The sequence below is a fragment of the Rhizorhapis sp. SPR117 genome (assembly GCF_021742065.1).
Genome location: NZ_JAKKIE010000061.1, coordinates 1 through 19202 on the forward strand (window position 1 = coordinate 1; position 19202 = coordinate 19202).

Below are 19202 nucleotides of genomic sequence, written 5' to 3' on the forward strand. Positions count from 1 at the left end.
CCCGCAACGCGGGACATAAACCAGCCGGGTCACTTCTCGATGAAAATACCGGGTCACTTCTCAGCGACAATCAACACCGTTCTGATTAAATGAATCTGCTTAACGAGATTTGGCGAGGGGAAAACTCATTAGGCTGCGTGATTTCATGAATGGTCCGGAAGGCTGGGGCCGCGCGGACGGACGTGAAGTATATCAGCGTCTCCTCGCTTACGTGGAGGCCAATGCGGGGACACCGATCTTTCGAGCGTCGATGGAGGGCGTGAAACGCGTGGACATATCGTTTGCCTCCGAGACGATCGTTGAACTCGCGCGGCGTTATCGCGGCTCGAAGGGCTTCTGCCTGACCGATCTTCACGATGAGGATATGATCGAGAACTGGGACGCAGCGGCCGAGCGCAAGGCGCAGCCGCTGATGCTGTGGACGAAGGATCTGCCGCGCGTGCTTGGACCGACTCCCAGCGCCGGCAACCAGGCGGCGCTGCAGTTTGCCCTGTCCAAGACCACCTCACGCGCAAGCGAGTTCGCGGAGACAGTCGAGAACATGTCGATCGCGAATGCGAGCAGTAAGTTCAAGCAGCTTTGGGAACAGGGCTTTCTACTGCGCACTGAATCCGCGGCCGACACCGGCGGCGTCGAGTATTCTTACCGGAGGATCGCATGACCACTTTTTCATGCGAGTCGTTAAGCGGATTCACTGAACGAGAATTTGCTGGCTCCGTGTGGCGCCGTCGCTTCTGTGTTTCACCACGCGAGGAGATTGACCATGTTGCTTGATCAGACTGGCTTCGACCGCAAGAGCCGGATCGTCACCGTTCTCGACGAGATGATGGCCGGGCTGGAAATCAGTCCGTCCCAGCGCGAACTGGCCCAGCGCCGCTACGAGGCCGCAGGGAACTGGCTCGCCGAGAGCGGTAATTCTCTTCTCCGTGGTCTGTTCATCTACCTTCAGGGCTCAACTGCGGTGGGTACGACGGTCAAGCCGATCGGCAGCAACGAACATGACGTGGATCTGGTCGCCCACCGTCCGTCATACGCATCGATCGAGCCGGCCGAGCTCAAGAAGGCGATAGGCGACCGTCTCCGCGAGAATGGCCACTATGCGCCGCTGCTCGAGGAGATGCCGCGTTGCTGGCGGCTTGTCTACGCCAACGAGTTCCACATGGACATCACACCGGCCATTCCGAATCCGGCGTGTGGGAATGGCGGCGAATTGGTTCCGGACAAGGCCATGCGCTGCTGGAAGGCGTCCAACCCGAAGGGTTATCGGGAGGCGTTCGAAAGGCGCGCGGCCATCAAGCCGCAGCTCCGGCTGCGCAAGCTTCAGTTCGACTCCGCGCGCCCCGGCGCCAATGTCGAACCCTATCCGCAGGCGACTGGCTTCAAGGGGATTCTTCGGCGCATCGTCCAGATCGCCAAGCGTCATCGCGACATCCACTTCTTGGGCCAGGAAGCCTGTTTGGCGCCGATCTCGGTGATCGTCACGACGCTGGCGGCTTGGGCCTATGAATATTGCGTCAGCCGCAACGTCTATGACTCGGAGCTCGATCTCGCCTGTGACGTAATTCGGCACATGCCTAGCTTCATCGAGGAGCGGCTGGTTGCTGGACGTAGGCAATGGTTCATCTGGAACGACACCACCGAAGGTGAGAATTTCGCGGAGAAGTGGAACGGCGATCCGCGCCGCGCCGAAGCCTTCTTCACCTGGCATCGGCGCCTCTCCGCTGACCTCGACGCTCTCAGCGCAGTCGAGGGCATGGACCGGCTCAACAAGAATCTGCGCGATTCCTTTGGGCAGGCGCCCGTCGACAAGGTCTTCGGGCGCATGACCGACGAAGTCTCGTCTGCCCGCCGCTCCGGGTTGCTCGGGCTTGCCCCCGCCGTCGGTCTCAGCGTCGCCACGAGCGCGACCCCGGTTCGTGCCAATACCTTTTTCGGAGCGCTGGTGCCGTGATCCCGGTTGAGCCGCGGCTGCTCACCGCCGCCCAGCAATTCCTGCATCTTCAGCGCAATCCGCTCTGTCCGGGTGACGGAACGCTGCATGCGGGGGGTCTGGCTTGGCGGTTCGCGCTGCGGCCGACGCCGCTCAGTCGCGAATATGGAGTGCGCATCGACTATCATCAGGGCCAGGTGCCCGATGTGTTCGTCGAAGACCCTGATCTCACCCTGCTCGCCGGCGACCGCACATTGCCGCATGTCTATTCGCAAAAGCCGACCCGCCTCTGCCTTTATCTTCCGCGCGCATTCGAATGGCGGGACTGGATGCGGCTCGATGAAACGATCGTGCCGTGGATCGCGATCTGGCTGTTCTATTTCGAGGAGTGGCTGACCTCGAACGCGTGGAAAGGCGGTGGCGAACATCCAGATCATCCGCGATCGCGCCGCCGCCGCCCGGGGCGCCGCTGATGGCACGCGCCAAGGGCATCTCGCCGCGCTCGCGTGCCGTCATCTGGGCGCGTGCGGCCGGGCGCTGCATGTTTCCCGGGTGCAACAAGGATCTGACCGGTGATCTGATCGCCGGTCAGGAAGACCGAAACTTTGGTTTCATCGCCCATATCGTCGCTGATATTCCAGGCGGCCCGCGCGGCGACCCGGTACGGTCTCCGGCATTGTGCGATGCGCCCGCGAACCTGATGCTCATGTGCGCGGTCCACCATAAGACCATCGATGTCGACGCAGTCGACGACTTTCCCGAGCCCCGTCTGCTGGCGATCAAGGCTGAGCACGAGCGCCGCATTACCATCGCTGCCGACATTCAGTCGGATCGCGCCTCGCATGTGGTGCGGTACGCTGCCAACATTGGACATCACGAATCTCCGGTCGCCTACGAGCATATCAGCGCTGCCATGCTGCCGGACCGATACCCCGCGCAGGGCCGGCACACCCTTGATCTCGAGATGCTCGGCTGCGCCTTGGAGGATCACGAGCCTGGCTATTGGAACTTCCATCGCGAGAATTTGCGGCGGCAATATGCGGCGAAGATCCAGGAACGGATACAGGCCCGTGAGATCCGCCACCTCTCGGTATTCGCGCTTGCGCCACAGCCACTGCTGATCGAACTTGGCCGTCTGCTCGGCGACATCACGCCGGCGGACATTCGGCAACTCTACCGCGAACCCAAGGGCTGGGCATGGGCGGAGGATGCACCCCCGCTCACGCTTAGCGAACAATATCCCACGGCTGCCACCGGACCTGTGGCGCTGGTCCTAGCGCTGAGTGCGACCGTTTCGGATCAACGGGTCCAGGCCGTCCTTGGCCATGACGCCGCGATTTGGCGGATCGCAGTGGAGCGCCCACATAATGACATCATGCGGCGGCGCGACGACCTTGTGAGCTATGCCCGAGCGCTGCGGCGAATGTTCGACGCCATCAAAGCTGCGCATGGCGAAAGCCGGCAAATCCATCTGTTCCCGGCTTTGCCAATTTCAGCAGCGATCGAAACCGGCCGCGCGTGGATGCCGAAAGCTGATCTCCCGCTCGTCGTCTATGATCAGAACCGGCGCGCTGGCGGTTTCGAAAAGGCCCTGACGATAGAGGGCAGGGAATGAGTTCCGTCGTGTCGTGCTTCGTCTGGGCGGCTATGAACAGCCGGCAGTGTCGCTTTCGAATGATCCGAATTACCGGACAATCGCTGCGTTGTGGCAAGATCGTCTTTGGGGGCGATTCGGCAAGGAAGCGGTCAAGCGCGTGAAGAAATGGGGGGCAGACAGCTTCGATAAGTTGCAGGAGGCGCGCGCTGGAAGCGGCGCCAAGCGCCTTCGGCTTGTCGAACAGATCAAGGCGCGCAACCAGCGCGCTGCCGATGTGGCGGCCGAAGCCGACACCCATCATCGGCGTTTCGATGCGATCGACATTCCCCGTGCACTGTCTTTTGCGGCCGGCTTGCGCGTTCAGCGCTTCGATTTGGTCCTCGGCGAAAAGGGCGTCCCCAATCGCCCGATGCTGTCACTTGTCGAGACCTTCCTGCAAGGATTGGTGGGGAAACAATCGTCCATCGTCCTACAGTGGCCGATGGGCCAGCGTGACATGGCAATCCTCCACCCGCTCGCCATGCTTGCGGCGCTCGGTAGCGCATCGCCTCAGGTACAGGGTGGACACCGCTGGTCTCCTGCAATTCCCGACTTCCGGACGCTGTTCTTCCCCTGGCGCGGTGGCGCCGGACGCGATCAGCGTGGATGGCTGGTCGATCGCGCTTGCATCCTCGGTCCTAATGCCCCCCATCTCACCCGCCGCCTGGTGCAGGAGCCCGAGCACTCGCAGGCGCTCGGTTACCTGCATGAAACCTTCGGTCATCTCAGCCGCCTGTCACTGCGCGACGGTACGTATCCGCACCTTGCCCATCCGACCCTGGCGGAGGTGTTCCCGATATTTACGGCGGACGGTGGCGAAGCCGCGGTGGTGCCGTTCACGGCGGTGATCCACGACCTTTTCGGCCGTGTCCGACACGGCGCAGCCATCGACCGACTGACCGATCATCGCGCGACCCTGACCGACCCCGCGCGGGCACCGTTCGCTCTTTTCGGCATCACGCCGCGCGCCGATCTTCGAACAGCCTTCGCCCATCCGTCCCTCGATACCGAGCAGGGCGGACGGCCGCCCGATATCTGCCTGGTCGATCTGTGTTTCCCGGCACTGCGTCGGCTCGGCTTCGGCTGGGAAGACGCTATTGCAAGATTCCTCGAGCGGCTGCTGACCGATTGGCCGACGCTTCCGATCGTTGCGGTGACGCAAGACGCTTATGTCCAGCGTCGCTTCCAGACTTTGCTCAGGAAGTCGAAAACGGCCCGAACCGCTGAGCGCACGAGCATTGCGGCGCCGGTGCTTCTCCGGCGGACGTCGGATCTCTGCCTCCCCGATCCACCCATTACGAACGCCACGCCGATCACGGCCGAATTTCAGTCGACCTCCGGACCGATCGTTACCGCGCTCGATGCGCTTTCGGCTGCCGCCAGCGGCTGTTCCGATGCCAATATCGCCGGCGCCCTTCGGCGCAGCGCCGCCAATCTTCGGCGCGCCGCGTCGCTCCCTTGGGGCATAGGACCGGCTTACGAGGCGTTGCGCGACCTGGAGGGCGAAGGCGCGGCCGAGGCTTTTCTCGAATCACGCGCCGAAAGCAACGTGCTACTGAGCATCAAACGCGCGCTCGACAGCGAAATCAGCGCAGCGGATCGGCGGCGGCTTGACGCCGCCGACACCGCGGTGCGCGCAGCCTATACGGCGATCGCCGACGACACGCCGATCGGCTCAGCCTTGGCCGCGCTGGCACTCAGCATGAAACGATCCTCCTCGTTCAGCATCGTCGTGTTCGCCGACGAGACCGAACAGCGGCTGGCGCAGGCGCGTTTCGCCGGCAATCGCGAAGTCCTTGGCGTGCTCGCACCGCGGATGGCCAAGGGGCAGGTCAAGATCACGCATGCTGCTGGGCTTGAAGCAATATTGGCTAAGATCGACGCGGGGGCCGAGCGCAACAGCTGGAAGCGGCTGATCCTGGTGGCGCCGCGGCTAGGCTTTCTGGATCAACTGATGATCCGCGAATGGTTGCCCGAGCAGCTCGTGATCCTGTGTGACCGCAAGTTCGCGGTTCGGGTCGCCGCGAGCTATCAGGGCTTGGCGGGCCACGCCGATCTGCGCGGCGACCAGCCGATTGGCGAGCGATTGCGGGCGGTCGCCGCCGCGGCCAAACGCGAAGCGCAGGCCCGTGCGGTCGCAACGATCGATCTCGAGCTGGAGGCTCGTCCCGTACTCGATGTGCCGGATCCGGTGGTCGATCTGACCGACGGTGACGTGCCCGATGGCGAGGCCGTGCTCGTCACCTTGCAAAGCGGTCGCGTTCTGCGAGCACGCCCAGGCTCGCCAGTGATCCGCCATCGCTGCGACGCACCGATCAACCCGTTCGACCGCGAAACCGCGCGCGACCTGCGGCCCGGCGACACCATTGTCGTGCCCGATCGCGCCTTCGTCGACGCCGCCAGGCGCGTGCTGCCGATCCAGGTGCTCGCGCAGGAATGGGTGAAGACCTATCACCACGCGGTCGTCGCGGCGCTGCCGGGAATTGCCGGGTCGACGCTGGCTGCCAAGGCGCGGACCGTCTTTCAGGCGCTGAGACCGCAGCTGGTCAACGTGACCACCGAAGCCGCGGTTCAGGATTGGCTGCGCGCCGAGCTGTATCTCACCCAGCCGAGTGCACTTGTCCGCCCGCATGCGCCGGGAGACCGGAGCGACTTCGAGGCTTTCGCGGGGCTCCTCGGTATTCCGGGGGCCTGGGTGCCGCGGATGTGGATCGAAGGCATCGAGCAGCTTCGCGGCGACCGGCGTCGCGCCGGGCACCGCATGGCGCAGGCGTTTATCTCGGTGCTCGTTGATCCCCATGGCGCCGCGTCAGGGCTGCCGCCTGAACTGCGCGAAGCGGTCGCGCTGCTGAGGATCCAAGCGCTGGACCATCTCGACACGGTGATTGGGCGTGAAGACCCGCAACGCGACCAGAGGAACAGTCATGACAGATAGCCGTGCCGATCTCGCTTGCGGCCTTTCGATCGCTGACCTCGACCGGTTTGAGCGCACGCTGCGCGAGACCGAAGGGGTTGACCTGACCGAAGCGAAGGAAGGGTTGGTCGATGGCCTGCTCGGCCTGGCGCTCAACCACTGTAGTGGGGCAGGACCCGAAGGTGCGGTGCTTTACGCGGCAAAGCCGTCGGCGCAGCTGGTCAGCGGGTTTCTTCGGCCGCGCTTCAATCAGGACGGCGACGATGAGACCAGCGATATCCGAATCGCGACCATCGGCATGGATCTTCAGCTTGCTGCCGAAGCAACCGGGGCGATCGAGGTTGTGCCCGAGCTTGCGATCTATGTGCGGGTGTTGCCCAGCTGGACCGAGATCAGCGACCCCCGCCACGACATGATGCCGCAGGTGCAGCTTTCGCGTCCAGCCCGGCAGCAGGTAGACGCGCTTGCCCAGACTTATGTCAACGCGGCACTCGCCGAGCTTGAACCCGTCGTAGACGTCGATCCGGACGAACGCAGCGGCGACGCGACCGCCGCGGCCGATACGGCGCGGGAACGCGCCGATGTCGCCGCCGACGAGGCAGCCGGCGGTGATGCCGACGCCCGCGGGACGGCGCAGGCCGCGGCGCAAGCTGCCGACCGTGCCGAGCGTGATGCCGCCGCGCTGGCGGCGCGGCAGGTGCAACGCCGCGCCTCTCAGCAACGCCGGCAGGAGTCGGTCTCGGCGATCCGGCGTGCCGCTTACGAGCGGGCATTCCGCGAGCTGGGCATCCAGATCATGACCGCCGACGGCAGCCGGCCGATTACGCCGGGCGACCTCGAAGACCCTGAGACGAGCGACGCGGCGGCGCTCGATGGCGCGGCAGCGCTCGACGATGCGGAAGTGCCGCCGGTTGGTCCCGAAGGCGGGGACGAGCAGGCTGACGATGATGGGCCGCCGCCGGCCACCGGGAGTCTCGGGCCGCTGCGCCCCGAAATCGGCCGGCTCGAAGACCGGCATGCCGCGCCGCAGCCGATCCCGCAAAAATGGCGGCGGTTCGCCCTGCCGGTCGCGCCGGTTCTGCTCGACATTGCCGATGCTGACGCTCGCGACGCGGCCACACGCGGCTTTGGTGCCGTCGTGGCGGGCGCAGTCGACGCGGTGCTGATCCCCTGGCTCGCCAGCGAAGAAGGGCAGCGCGAAGCCTATCGACCGGGCGAGCATGTGCTGCCGAGCCACTTTGCCGACGAAGCAAGCTGGAACGCCTATCTTGATGCGATGCGTGCGCGGCATCCCGCCGCCATCGACGAGATCCGCCCGCAGCTTGGTGGCGTCACGCTCGTCGCCGACATCGATCCCGACTTTGTCGATCCCGCTCGCGTGAACTGTCGCCTCGCGATCGAAAACGCGGCGAGCGATCCCCCCACGAGGCGCGCGATGTCGGTCGAGCATGCGATCTTCCAGGTCGCGTTGACCGCGAACATGGCGCCCGGGGCGCATCGGCCGTTGCGGCTCGATCGCGTACAGCCATCCTATCGCTTCCGCGACTGGCTCGATTATCCGGCCATGGGCCTGAACTGCGGCGTCGAGCCGCTGGTCCGTTCGGACGGACAGGTCAGCCTGCGCACCTCCTGGGCGCCGCGCTACGCGCAGCCGCGCATCGATCCACGGGACATCCCGGGGGTTCCAACCAGCTATGCGGCACTGAGCGATCCTGGCATCGACATCGCGCAGCTCCTGGCGCTGCCCGACGCCTATGATCGCTGGATCGACCACCAACGCGGTCTCGATGCAGGTGCCGGACTTGATGCGGAGCTCGCCGAACGAGAGCGTGCGCAGCACGGCCGCGACATCGAGGCCTATGTCCGGGAAAGCGGCTACATCCGCGCAGGAATCTTGCTCCTGATAGATGCCCGTGCCGCCGCGCAGGCGCTCGAAGTCGGTGCGACCGATCCTGATCTGGCAGCGCGGGCTGCCCCTTGGCAGGCTTGGCTGCATACCAACACGACCTTCGCCGCCTACGGTGGCGCGCGCTACACCGATTGGCGGCTCTTCCAGCTCGCCTTCATCCTCGCTCACATCCCGACACTGGCGAGCCGTATGCCGGCCTATGCCGATCGCTTCGATCCGTTTCGCGACGAACTGTCGGCGAGCCTACTCTATTTTCCGACCGGCGGCGGCAAGTCCGAGGCCTTTTTCGGTCTGCTCATCTTCAACCTCTTCCTCGATCGCCTGCGTGGCAAGGACCGCGGCGTTACCGCGCTCGTGCGCTATCCTCTGCGCCTGCTCACTCTCCAACAGGCGCGCCGGCTGATGCGGATCCTGGTCTGCGCCGAGCTGGTTCGTCTCGACTGCGGTATCGGCAGCTGGCCGTTCGAAATCGGATTCTGGGTGGGGTCGGGCAACACGCCTAACCGCGTCGCGCAAGGCTTCGGCGGCGTGCCGACGATTGGCAACGGTCCCGCCGATGACGCGGCGCTGCTGCAGCCCCCGGCCGGATCGAACGCCGCCGCCTGCCGCCGCTCCTACCGCTATCGTGAGGCGCTCGACTCCTATGACAAGCTGCGCAGCTGTCCGGCCTGCGGTCAGCCGACCGGCATGCGACGCTATCCGCTTCAGCACGGCCGGGTCGGCATCGTCTGCTTCAACGATGCGACCTGCGCCTGGAATCTCGCCAATCCGGCGCGACTTTTACGTGTGCCGCTGCCGTTCCTACTGACCGACGACACGATCTATCAGCGGGCGCCGTCGGTGGTGCTCGGCACGATCGACAAGCTCGCGCTTATCGGTCAGCACGACCGCACGATCAATGCGCTTGCCGGCATGTTCGGGGCGGCGCGCTATCGCGATCCACAAAGCGGCCATCTGTTCATGCCGCGATCGCGCAGCCAGCTCGAGGATGCGGAGCACGCCGGCTGGACTCGGCTGGCGCCTGCCTTTGCGCAGGGCGAGCCGATTTTTCTCGATCCGTTTCCCAGTCTCGTCATCCAGGACGAGGGCCATCTCCTCGACGAGAGCCTCGGCACTTTCTCGGGGCTGTTCGAGACGATCTTCGAGCAACTGCTCCGCCGCTTGGGCGCGACCAGGCTCTCGCCCAGCGTGGCGCAATGGACCCCTGCGGGTGGCGCGAGTATGACGCGGCTTGCCAAAGTGATCGCCGCAACCGCGACGATCTCCGATCCCGATCGGCAGCTGCGCGTGCTCTACCAGCGCGAACCGCTGCGCTTCCCCTGTCCGGGTCCGAGCCTCTACGAAAGCTTCTACTCGACGCCGCGCGAGCCGCTCCGCCCAGAACGGATCGCCTATCGCGAGACATTGGCGCCGCGCGACCGGGCCGAGGGCGCGACGCCGCGCATGCGCGTCTATGTGTCGGTGATGACCAATGGTCGCCTGCATACCATGACGACCTCCGCCGTGGTCTCGGCCTATCATCTGGCGTTCACCCGGATCTGGCAGGCGCTGGAGGCAGGGGACGCGCATGGTGCGGTGAACCGCTTGATCGGGGCCCTGTCGCCCAACAATCCACTGAGCGGCTTTCGGACGGCAGCACTTCGCGCACTCGTAGACCAACCTAACGTGCTGGCGACGCTTCTCGACCTGCAGCGCATCTCGCTGACCTATGTCACCAACAAGAAGGGCGGCGATCAGATCATCGAGACGCTCGGCGCCCAGGTTGAGCGCGATCAGCGCGCCGCCGGAATCGCCGACCAGCCCTTCGTCACCGCGCTGATTTCCGGCGGCGTGACGATCGCCGAGATCCAGGAGGTGATGGAGCGCGCCGAAGGGCCGGGACGACCGGGCTCCGACTTTCCAGCACTGGGGGAGAGTCTGCGCAACATCGTCGCGACCTCCGCGATCAGCCACGGCGTCGACGTCGACAAGTTCAACGCGATGTTCTTCGCCGGACTGCCCGCCGACATCGCCGAATATATCCAGGCATCGAGCCGCGTCGGTCGCACCCATGTCGGCTTTTCGATACTGATTCCGACCCCGCACAGTCGCCGCGACCGGTACGTGGTGGAGACGCACGACCAGTTCCATCGCTTCCTGGAACGGATGATTCCGCCGCCGGCGGTGCAGCGCTGGGCGGATCGCGCCATCCGCCGGATCATCCCGAGCCTGCTGCAGGCCTATCTCTGCGGTGTCGTCGAGCAGGAAGCCTTCCAGGCCGCGCCCGACAACGCCAAGGACAGCGCACAGGGCTTCCGCACGGCCTCAGCGGTCAAGACCTGGGCCGATCGCATGAGCGCTAGCCGCGCCGGCGGTGGCGCCGTCGGTGCGGTCGCTGATTTCGCATTGGACGCGATCGGCCTTGAGGGCCGCGAGCCGGGCGCAATCGGCGCCTCGCCGCACGCCGACCACTATCGCGATTTCGTCGAGCGCCAGGTCAGCATCATCCTTGAGCTCTTCACCCACCGCTTCGACCCCGCGACGCTTGCCAACTTCTGGACGGTCAAGCAGTCGGAAACGATCCGTAAGCCGATGACCTCGCTGCGCGACGTCGATGCCGGCGGCGTGATCCAGGCGGCGACCCGCGATCCGTGGCGCGAGCGCCGCGTCAATCTCGAAACCGTCCGGCAGGTGATGCGCATCATTCGCGGGCAGAGCCGGGCCATTCGTTCCGATGTCGATGCGGAGCCGAACCTGATCGATACGGAGGATCCGCGATGAGCGACACCCGCAGCTATGAGCACGGCAGCCTGCCGCCGCCACCTCAGCCGCCGCGCATGAATCGGTCGCAGCCACAGCTGGCCACCGTCTATGCGCCGGGCGCGATGTTCACCTGGGAAGGCGGCAAGGGTGCTTGTATCGCAGCGCCTGTCGAAGGCGCGCCCACGATCGATTTCTCGAACAACTCGACGCGTCGCGAGCAGATTTTCGAGACAATGACCGAATATTGCGAAAGCTGGCTTCAGCGCGGACTCAACATCAACCGACCGGTGCCGGTCTACGGAGTCCAGCTTCTCGACGGATGCTTCTACAGCGAATCGCGCACCGGCGTTCCCACCGTCTCGATCGCCAGCGATCGGTTCGACTTCTTTCGCCCCGACCGCATCGGTTATGTGCCGGGGCCGCTGGTCTATCGCTGCGATCATTGCGAGATCGTCCGCGAATATAGCTCACCCGCACACCAGATGGCGGACCCGTTGCCGACCGCCTGCCGCGCGCAGGAGGGTGGAGAATGCCGTTGGCGCCAGCTCGACGTCGTCTATGCGCACTGGTCGGGTGGGCTCGAAGGCCTTTCGCCCTATCGCTACTCGCTCGGCGCCGATGGGCAGTTGCGCAAAATTCCGCGCTGCCAATGCGGCAACGAAACCTTCCGCCTCATCAAGCGGGGCAATCAATTCTCGCGCTGGCGCTTCAAATGTACCGGCTGCCAGGGCGAGCGCGAACTCTACCAGAACGACCCCTTCACTCTGGGATTGCTCAAACCGCGGATCGAGGCCGGTACGGCGCATACCAAGGCCGAGATCCATATGAACCCGGTCTCCTATCGCGCTTCACCGGTCTTCTACGTCCAGGCGGCCCGGTTCATCGTCTATGACAATGACGCCGAGATCGTTACGATCCTCGGCCCCAACCGCCAGCCGGAATTGACCGCCAAGCTTGCCGCGCTACACGGATTTGGCGGCGCCGATCCGACCCCCGATCAGATCCGCGCGCAGCTCGCCGCCAAGGGACGCGACGCGATGTATCCGGTCTATGAGCGCGTCCTGCGCCAAGCCGTCGAAGCTGAGGCCAGCGGTGATGCGGGCACGGCCCAATCGCTTGGCGACATGGCCCGCGACATGCTTCAGGGCTGGTATGATGTCGGCGACGTCGTTCCCGAATCCCAGGCGAGCCCGGCCCTACGCCAGCAGGTGATCGATCGGCATGATCGCCAATATGCCCGGCGGTTCGATCCGATGCGCAGCACCATCGAGCATGATGCACTGCGCCGCCGCAAGCTCGAGCCCACCGGCCAGTCCGCCAATTTGCGCCATGCGCATGCCGATCTCGCCCGCGAATTCGGCGATCCCGCCCGCCAAGCGAGCTATGAGCAGCGCGTCGCCGCCGAGCTTGCTCGCGCCGGTATCGAGGATGCCCGGCTCATCCGCGACCTCGACATGGTCGAATTCTCGTTCGGCTATACCCGCGTGGCGGCGACCCCCGAGACGGTCCAGAAGGACCGGCCGATGCCGGTTCGCCTGATGGGCTTCCCGCGCCTCCAGAACAACAAGCGCCCGATCTATGTGATCGAGCAACAGAATGAGGCGCTTTATTTCCGGCTCGACGCCGCTGCGGTCGGGGCGTTCCTGCGCCGCAACGGCGTCATGCCGCAGATGCCGCCTTCGCCCAAGACGATCGGCGGTGAGCTGATCGAGAGCTATGATGATTTTGGGTTGTTCCTGCGCGATTTCGCCGTGCGCGACGAGGCGAGCCGGGTGCGGCGCCGTGACATCGCATCAAGCGTGTTTCTGCTGCTGCACAGCCTGTCGCATCACGTAATGCATGGCATCGCGCGCTTCTCGGGGCTCGATCTCGGCTCGATGAGCGAGGCGATCTATCCTGCCGACCTCGCCTTCCTCGTCCACCGCCGCGGCATGACCGAGGATCTTGGCAACATCTCCTCGATGTGGCGCGACCACAATGCCGCCTTTCTCGACTATCTTGTCTCGCGCCGCGAACTCCGCTGCGGCTCCGGGACCTTGTGCGATCACCGCGGCGGTGCCTGTCCCGCCTGCATCATGATCCCGGAGAGCTCGTGCATCGCCGGCAACCAGCTCCTATCGCGCGCCTCGCTCGTCGGCGGCCGCGCGCCGATCTGGGATCTCGATCAGACTCCGCTTACCGGCTATTTCCAAGTGGTGCGCGATCTTGCGCAGCCTCAGGCCGACACCGCCTGAGCTTCGGTCGGCTCCTCAATCTCCGCGGTATCGGCCTTGCCCGCCTTCGGCACGAGAATGCCGTCGAGCGCCGCGAGCAATGGCCCGAGCTTGCTATCGAGAGCCTCGGCGGTCGCCGGCAACGTGTCCGCCGACGGCAGCGCGAGGCGCGCAAGGAGGCGTGCCGACACGCTGAAACTGCCTGATACCGCCGAGAAGCGCTGGTTGATGATCGCGGTGTTGAGCAGGGCCGCCAGCAGGTCCGGGGAGACCGCGACCTTGTTGGCGATCGGCTCCAGCACGATCACGTGGTTCTCTGCAACATAGCCATGCATGGCATGCGCGTCTGCGAAGGCTTGGCTGACTGCGGCGGCGTTGAGGCGGCGCTGCTGGTCGCGGTTGCTCGTACGCTGGACGAGTACCGAACGGCCAAAACTCGCATAGCGGACCGCCGCGAGATCGTGCGGTTCATACCACGCCGCCGTCGCGGTGCGGGTGCCGCCCTGGAAGACGAAACTGCCATCCGGTCGCACATCCGACGCCCAGAGCACCGGCAAGCGCCCGGGCCCTGGGTCAGCATGGAGGCGCTTGCCTTCGCGCGTTGGCACAACTTTGCCGACCCGCATCTGATACCCATAGTCGGCGATGGTTGACGCCGCCTTGGTCCCGACGAGCTGCTGATGATCTCCACCGCCCCCGGCGCGTGGGACCGGCAGCGTCCAAGGCTCGCCGCCGCCCGGCGTGTCGGCGGTCCCAAGCGCCATGCGGCCGCCGGCCGCGTCGATCACCCCAAGTGCATAGGGCTTGGACTCTGCCAGGGCATTTTCGCGATGACGCCGCAGCACGAGGAGGCAGACATCCTGCGTCGCGTCGAGAAACAGATCCTCGCGCTGCTGGTGGAGATCGATCCGGATGACATCGGCGCGATCGAGAATTTCCTCGCGCAGTCCGGCAAAATAGGGACCGGCGACGAAGCTTGTCGGCAACACGAAGGCGAAAGCGCCACCGGACTTCAGCCAATCCAGCGCTCGGATCACGAAAAGCGCGTAGAGATTGGTGTGCCCGCCGAGGTCCGCACGCCCGGCCAAAGCCTTGGCCTCCTCGGCGCCCGCTCTCCACACCTTGCTGTAGGGTGGATTGCCGATCGCCACATCGAAGGTCGCCGGCAGCTCCGCGGTCAGCGCATTGGCGCACAGCACCAGATTGCCAGTGTCGACCTCCTGTTCCCATTCGCGCCGAATCATCCGCTTCAGCAAGGCGGCCGAGATGCGGGCGAGGCCCGGATCGATCTCCACGCCCCTTAGTTGACCGATCACGGCGGCGCAGGCCTTGCCCGGCGCTTGGCCTTTCGCGATCCGGCGCTCGATCAGTAGCCGCGCCGTCGGTACGAGGAAGGAGCCGCCGCCACACGCCGGATCGAGGATACGCAATGGCGCGGTGAGATCGACCAATTCACCGATTGCGGCCAAAGTCGCAGATGCCAGCCCCGGCGGCGTGAAATAGGCCGAGAGCGCTTTGCGTCTGGTGTCGCCGATCAGCCGAGCATAGGCGCTCGCGATCGCATAATCCTGCACATCGGCATCGAGCGGGGCGGCCAACGCCCGCGCCTCCGCCACAAGGCCGGCGCCGTCTTTCTCGTCGATGAGCGCGAGACAGAAGTCGTCCGGCGCGAACCGCTCGAGGATCGCCTTGGAATGGAGGCGCACGAAGCTCAGCAACTGACGGAAGCTGGCGTCGCCTGCCGGGAGAGGAGCGGTCGCCATCAGCTTCTCGCAAATGCCAGCAGCGGCGCGAAGTCGTGCTGGTCGGCCGCGCGCAGCGCGGCGATATATTCGGCGCGCAACGTACCGATGTCGCGCAGCGTCCCGCCACCCCAGCTGAAGGGCGCGCCGCCGAGCTGGACGATGATCAAATCCGCCATCAGCCGGGCGTGCCGGCCGTTGCCGTTGGGAAAGGGATGGATCGCGACCAGCCCATGATGCAACCGGACCGCGATCTCGTCCGGCGGGAAGGACCCATGATCTATCCAATAGCGCGCGTCTCGCAAAAGGCCGCCGAGCTGGACGTGGATCTGCACGGGATCGATCCCGATATTCTTGCCCGTCTTCCGGGTCGAACCGGCCCACGACCAGACGTCCCCGAACATCCGCCTGTGTAGTTCAAACACAAAGCCTTCAGTCAAAAGTTCGACATCGCGACGGCGTTCGGTCCAGGCCACAGCCTCGTCGATGTTGGCCTGCTCCGCTTCGTTGAGATCGGCGCGAGTCGTGATCCACGTCTGCAGCAGCCCCTCGCGCTCTTCGGCGTCGAGGGGTGTCGCATCGTCAGGCTGCGCGAACAGATCCGTCACACTGATTCCCAGAGGTCCCGGTCGCGCAATGCCGTGTCGATATAGGTTTGAATTCGCTTCTCCAGATCGCGATCAACCTGCTGGTCTTCGAGCGCCATTGAATGGGAGACGCGCCGTAGTGCGCGCAGGGCAAGTTCGCGTGCCCGCCGATCAACCATCTCAGTCAGGCTAGTATTGGGCACTAGCGCATAAACCAGTACGCAATCCATCGCCTCGGCGGCGCGGCGCAGTGTATTGAGCTGGATCTTGCCGCTCGCCTCTGAGCGCTCAAGGCTCACCACAGCCTGAGCGGTCATGCCCAGACGGCGGCCGAGCTGCCCTCCGGTCATGCCGATTGCGTCACGGATTGCCCGTACCCAGCCTTTAGGGGGCATAACAAACCTGTCCGCCGGCTTGATTGCAGCTAATTTCATATCGAGCCTCTCTCGGGCTCGGGTGCGAATCGCGGGTTTCATTAGGCCACAACTTTATTATTCGTATCGATAAGTCAAGTCGTAGACTGATTTTTAGGCTAATAAAATCAAGGTACATCTTGTTCGGATTGTGCGACTCTTAAAGCCAAAGCTTTATCAGTGCACGCAACTCCACGGATCCCTGCAGTCGGCACGACGAACTCGGGATTGGCTGTAACGGCGCGGGTATGGCCTTTCTGAGAGGATGACCTGCAGCGTGAAATGGCCGGCGCTCCGGGCAGCTCGAGCCCGAGGGCATCCTCCGTCCGGTGTGCCGCGGCGTAGATTTGGAGGAACTCGTCGGTGACCGCAGCGCGCTCGATCTCGAGCTTCTCGGCCGTCGGTCGGATAGGACGTCTTATAGGAATTGCGCCCCAGCTTGATAGCGAACGGGTCGGACAGGAGCCCTCTCATCCGCATGCGCGAGGCGTTGCTTGCTAAGCGTGGGCTTCAGCCTTGGTTCGGCGACGTCGTGGCGCTTCGGACTCCGCTTCCAGATCACCAATCTCCTTGATCGTGACCGGCGGACGATCGGGAAACTCCGCGACCAGATTGAGATGCCCGCCCATCGCTTCGATGTAACCACGCAGGGTGGACAGGTGCATATCGGTGCGCTGCTCGACGCGAGACACGCCGTCCTGACCCATCTTCAACTTACGCGCGATCGCCTTCTGCGTGAGGTTTCGCGCTTTGCGAAGATCGCGAAGAGTCAGCTCTTCAGCGACCAGGGCGCTCGCGCGCGCCTTGACGCGTGCCTGCCGCTCCGGCGACATGCTGTTGAAAATGTCATCGATGGGAACGGTTTTATAGTCATTCGCCATGGTTGGCCTCACTTGCCCGCAAGAGCTGCTAAATGTTCGTCGAAACGCGCATCGGCCTTGTCGATGAGTTGCCGATAGAAGCGCTTCTGCTTCACCCCTGACTTGTCCCCTCCCGTCAGTAATATGGCCTGGCGGTCCGGATCGAATGCAAACGCCACCCGCCAAACCCCATCAGCTGCTTCAAATCGCAGCTCTTTCATGTTGGCATGCCGCGACCCGGTCAACGTGTCGCAATGCGGGCGGCGCAGCTGGGGGCCAAACTGCTTGAGCAACTCGGTCATGGCCACCAGCTCATCGACGACTTCTTCCGCCAATTCGTCAAGCTCGACGCGAAACCGGGGGTGCAGGTCTACCGTCCAAGCCATCACGGCATATATGGCTTACACGACATATGTTGTCAACGCCATATTTGCCTTGCGAGCTGGCTAGGCCAGCGGGCGACGAGAAGATAGTCGGTGCTACAGAAACTGCGCGCCGGCGTGATCGTCGAACAGCTCGGCGCTGCGGACATAGTCCGAGAGCACCTGCACCGACTTGTGGCGGCTGACGTCCTGCATCTTGAAGATGCTCGCCCGGTTGGCGGCCGCTTCGGTCAGGAAGCCGGCGCGCAGCGAGTGGCCGGCATAGTGCGCCGGATCATAGCCCGCGGCCGCGGCGCACCGCTGGACCAGGCGCGCGATGGCGCGGTCGGACATGCGAGCATCTGTGAGCTCATCGCGGCGCGACAGCCGGCGGAAGAGGGGGCCTTCGGCATGACCGGCTGCGGCCATCCAGGCGAGCAACAGCGCCTTCGGCCGGATGCGCTTGCCCTCGGGGATGGCGACGACGGCGCCCTCGCGGGTCTGGTCGGTCTTCGACTTGGCGATCATGAGCTCGATGCCTTTGTCGACGAGCCCGACATCGGGCACATCGAACGCGACGAGTTCGGATCGGCGCAGCGCGGCCGACATGCCGATCGCGAGGATCGCGCGGTCGCGGACCGCGCGCAGACCATCGCCTTTGATCGTATCCAGCATGTGCCGCAACGCCGCGGCGTCGGCGGCGCGCTTGCGGACCTTGGGCTTGCCGTGGGTGGCGCGGATGCCGGCGAGCACCTCGAGCAGCCGGCCCGATCCGGGCACGGTGTTCGGCGGGGCGTGGCCCGCCTGGCGGTGGTAATAGGCGATCGCCGAGATGCGCTTGCCGATCGTGCGCGGGTTGGTGCCGGCGTCGGCGTCGGCGCTGGCGAACACGGCGACCGCATCGGGGCTTGCCGGCAGCGGGTCGATGCCATGGCGATCGCACCAGGCGGTGAAGATCTTCCAGTCGGCTTCATAGGCCCTTCGGGTCGACGGCGCCCGCGACGCCTTGGCATAGTCGGCGGCGCGCTTGATCTGCGCGTGGAGGATGTCGGGCAGCGCGGCCTGCGCGGACACCACCGGCAAGAGCCGCGACGGATCCTCTTCCTCGGTCATCGCACGACCCATATCTTACCCCCCTCCGCGCAGCAATCCACTGTCCGAGAATCACACTTCTCGGACATAAACCCACATGGGGAGGGGAGCACGATGCGGTATTTCCCCCAGCGACACTTCGTGCCGCTCACCGAAATCCTCGGAACGATCGACGACGCGACGGGCTTTTCCGAGAGTCTGACCCATCTTCGGCGCCAATACGCCCGGCCGGTTCAGCGCGCGGTGCTCTTCGCCGGCGTGGTCGGCATGGGCTGCGGAATCGGCCTGCGCAAAATGGGCCGGATCTCCGGCGACATCAAAGAGGACGCCCTGGAGCACGCGGCGGACTGGCACTTCTCCCACGAGAACATCGTGGCCGCCAACGACCGGATCGTCGCCGTCATGGACGGCCTGGACCTCCCCGAGGTCTATCGCCGACGGAGCGGCCAGACCCACACCGCCAGCGACGGCCAGAAATTCGAGGTGACGGCGGACTCACTGGAGGCCAATCGATCCTACAAATATTTCGGCAAAGGCCAGGGCATCAGCGCCTACACCTTCGTCGATAGCCGCAGTTTCCTCTGGTATTCCACGGTCTTCAGCGCCGCTGAGCGCGAAAGCGCCTACGTCATCGACGGGCTCATGCACAACGACGTCGTTAAATCCGACATCCATTCGACCGACACCCACGGCTACTCCGAAGCGGTTTTCGGCGCGACCCATTTCCTCGAAATCGCCTATGCGCCGAGGATCAAGTCGCTCAAGCGCCAGACCCTGTACGCCTTTCGGTCGATGCCGCAGC

Annotated in this window: 14 protein-coding genes; 8 read left to right on the forward strand and 6 right to left on the reverse strand. The window is 64.7% G+C overall.

Translation table 11 applies throughout. The annotated features are described in order from the left end of the window. The first annotated feature begins 145 nt into the window (after nt 1-145). The 7 genes from L3X40_RS17680 (at nt 146) to L3X40_RS17710 (ending at nt 13365) form a co-directional block, all read left to right on the forward strand. Nucleotides 146-661: a hypothetical protein gene (locus L3X40_RS17680; protein WP_237366776.1), complete on the forward strand. Its 516-nt coding sequence runs from the start codon at nt 146-148 to the stop codon at nt 659-661. 102 nt (nt 662-763) lie between these two features. Next, on the forward strand, nt 764-1951 hold the full coding sequence (locus L3X40_RS17685; protein WP_237366777.1) for a nucleotidyltransferase domain-containing protein: 1188 nt from the start codon (nt 764-766) through the stop codon (nt 1949-1951). Continuing rightward, nucleotides 1948-2403, forward strand: a complete 456-nt coding sequence (locus L3X40_RS17690; RefSeq protein WP_237366778.1) for a hypothetical protein — start codon at nt 1948-1950, stop codon at nt 2401-2403. The genes L3X40_RS17685 and L3X40_RS17690 overlap by 4 nt, the downstream gene beginning before the upstream one ends. Then, nucleotides 2403-3545: an SAVED domain-containing protein gene (locus tag L3X40_RS17695; RefSeq protein ID WP_237366779.1), complete on the forward strand. Its 1143-nt coding sequence runs from the start codon at nt 2403-2405 to the stop codon at nt 3543-3545. The genes L3X40_RS17690 and L3X40_RS17695 overlap by 1 nt, the downstream gene beginning before the upstream one ends. Nucleotides 3546-3558: 13 nt before the next feature. Then, a complete protein-coding gene (locus L3X40_RS17700) occupies nt 3559-6501 on the forward strand; it encodes a hypothetical protein (RefSeq protein ID WP_237366780.1) in 2943 nt (980 codons plus the stop codon). Continuing rightward, complete coding sequence (locus L3X40_RS17705) at nt 6491-11149, forward strand: helicase-related protein (protein ID WP_237366781.1); 4659 nt, start codon at nt 6491-6493, stop codon at nt 11147-11149. Before L3X40_RS17700 ends, L3X40_RS17705 begins: the two co-directional genes overlap by 11 nt. Beyond that, complete coding sequence (locus tag L3X40_RS17710; RefSeq protein WP_237366782.1) at nt 11146-13365, forward strand: hypothetical protein; 2220 nt, start codon at nt 11146-11148, stop codon at nt 13363-13365. The genes L3X40_RS17705 and L3X40_RS17710 overlap by 4 nt, the downstream gene beginning before the upstream one ends. Here L3X40_RS17710 and L3X40_RS17715 read toward each other — a convergent pair. The 6 genes from L3X40_RS17715 to L3X40_RS17740 form a co-directional block, all read right to left on the reverse strand. After that, entirely contained in the window at nt 13347-15107 is a 1761-nt protein-coding gene (locus L3X40_RS17715) for an HsdM family class I SAM-dependent methyltransferase (protein ID WP_237366783.1), read from the reverse strand. The two genes, L3X40_RS17710 and L3X40_RS17715, sit on opposite strands and share 19 nt — an antisense overlap. Further along, nucleotides 15107-15694, reverse strand: a complete 588-nt coding sequence (locus L3X40_RS17720; protein ID WP_237366784.1) for a mobile mystery protein B — start codon at nt 15692-15694, stop codon at nt 15107-15109. Before L3X40_RS17720 ends, L3X40_RS17715 begins: the two co-directional genes overlap by 1 nt. Continuing rightward, nucleotides 15691-16107 carry a mobile mystery protein A gene (locus L3X40_RS17725; protein ID WP_237366785.1) on the reverse strand — a complete coding sequence of 139 codons (417 nt, stop codon included), beginning with the start codon at nt 16105-16107 and terminating at the stop codon, nt 15691-15693. The genes L3X40_RS17720 and L3X40_RS17725 overlap by 4 nt, the downstream gene beginning before the upstream one ends. A gap of 476 nt (nt 16108-16583) precedes the next feature. Beyond that, nucleotides 16584-16967, reverse strand: a complete 384-nt coding sequence (locus L3X40_RS17730; RefSeq protein WP_237366786.1) for a helix-turn-helix domain-containing protein — start codon at nt 16965-16967, stop codon at nt 16584-16586. Between the two features lie 8 nt (nt 16968-16975). After that, nucleotides 16976-17281 carry a type II toxin-antitoxin system RelE/ParE family toxin gene (locus L3X40_RS17735; protein WP_237366787.1) on the reverse strand — a complete coding sequence of 102 codons (306 nt, stop codon included), beginning with the start codon at nt 17279-17281 and terminating at the stop codon, nt 16976-16978. A gap of 144 nt (nt 17282-17425) precedes the next feature. Next, nucleotides 17426-18421 carry a site-specific integrase gene (locus L3X40_RS17740; RefSeq protein ID WP_237366788.1) on the reverse strand — a complete coding sequence of 332 codons (996 nt, stop codon included), beginning with the start codon at nt 18419-18421 and terminating at the stop codon, nt 17426-17428. A 93-nt stretch (nt 18422-18514) separates the two neighbouring features. Here L3X40_RS17740 and L3X40_RS17745 point away from each other — a divergent pair. Further along, on the forward strand, nt 18515-19202 hold a 688-nt coding region (locus L3X40_RS17745), incomplete at its 3' end, for a transposase (RefSeq protein WP_237366789.1).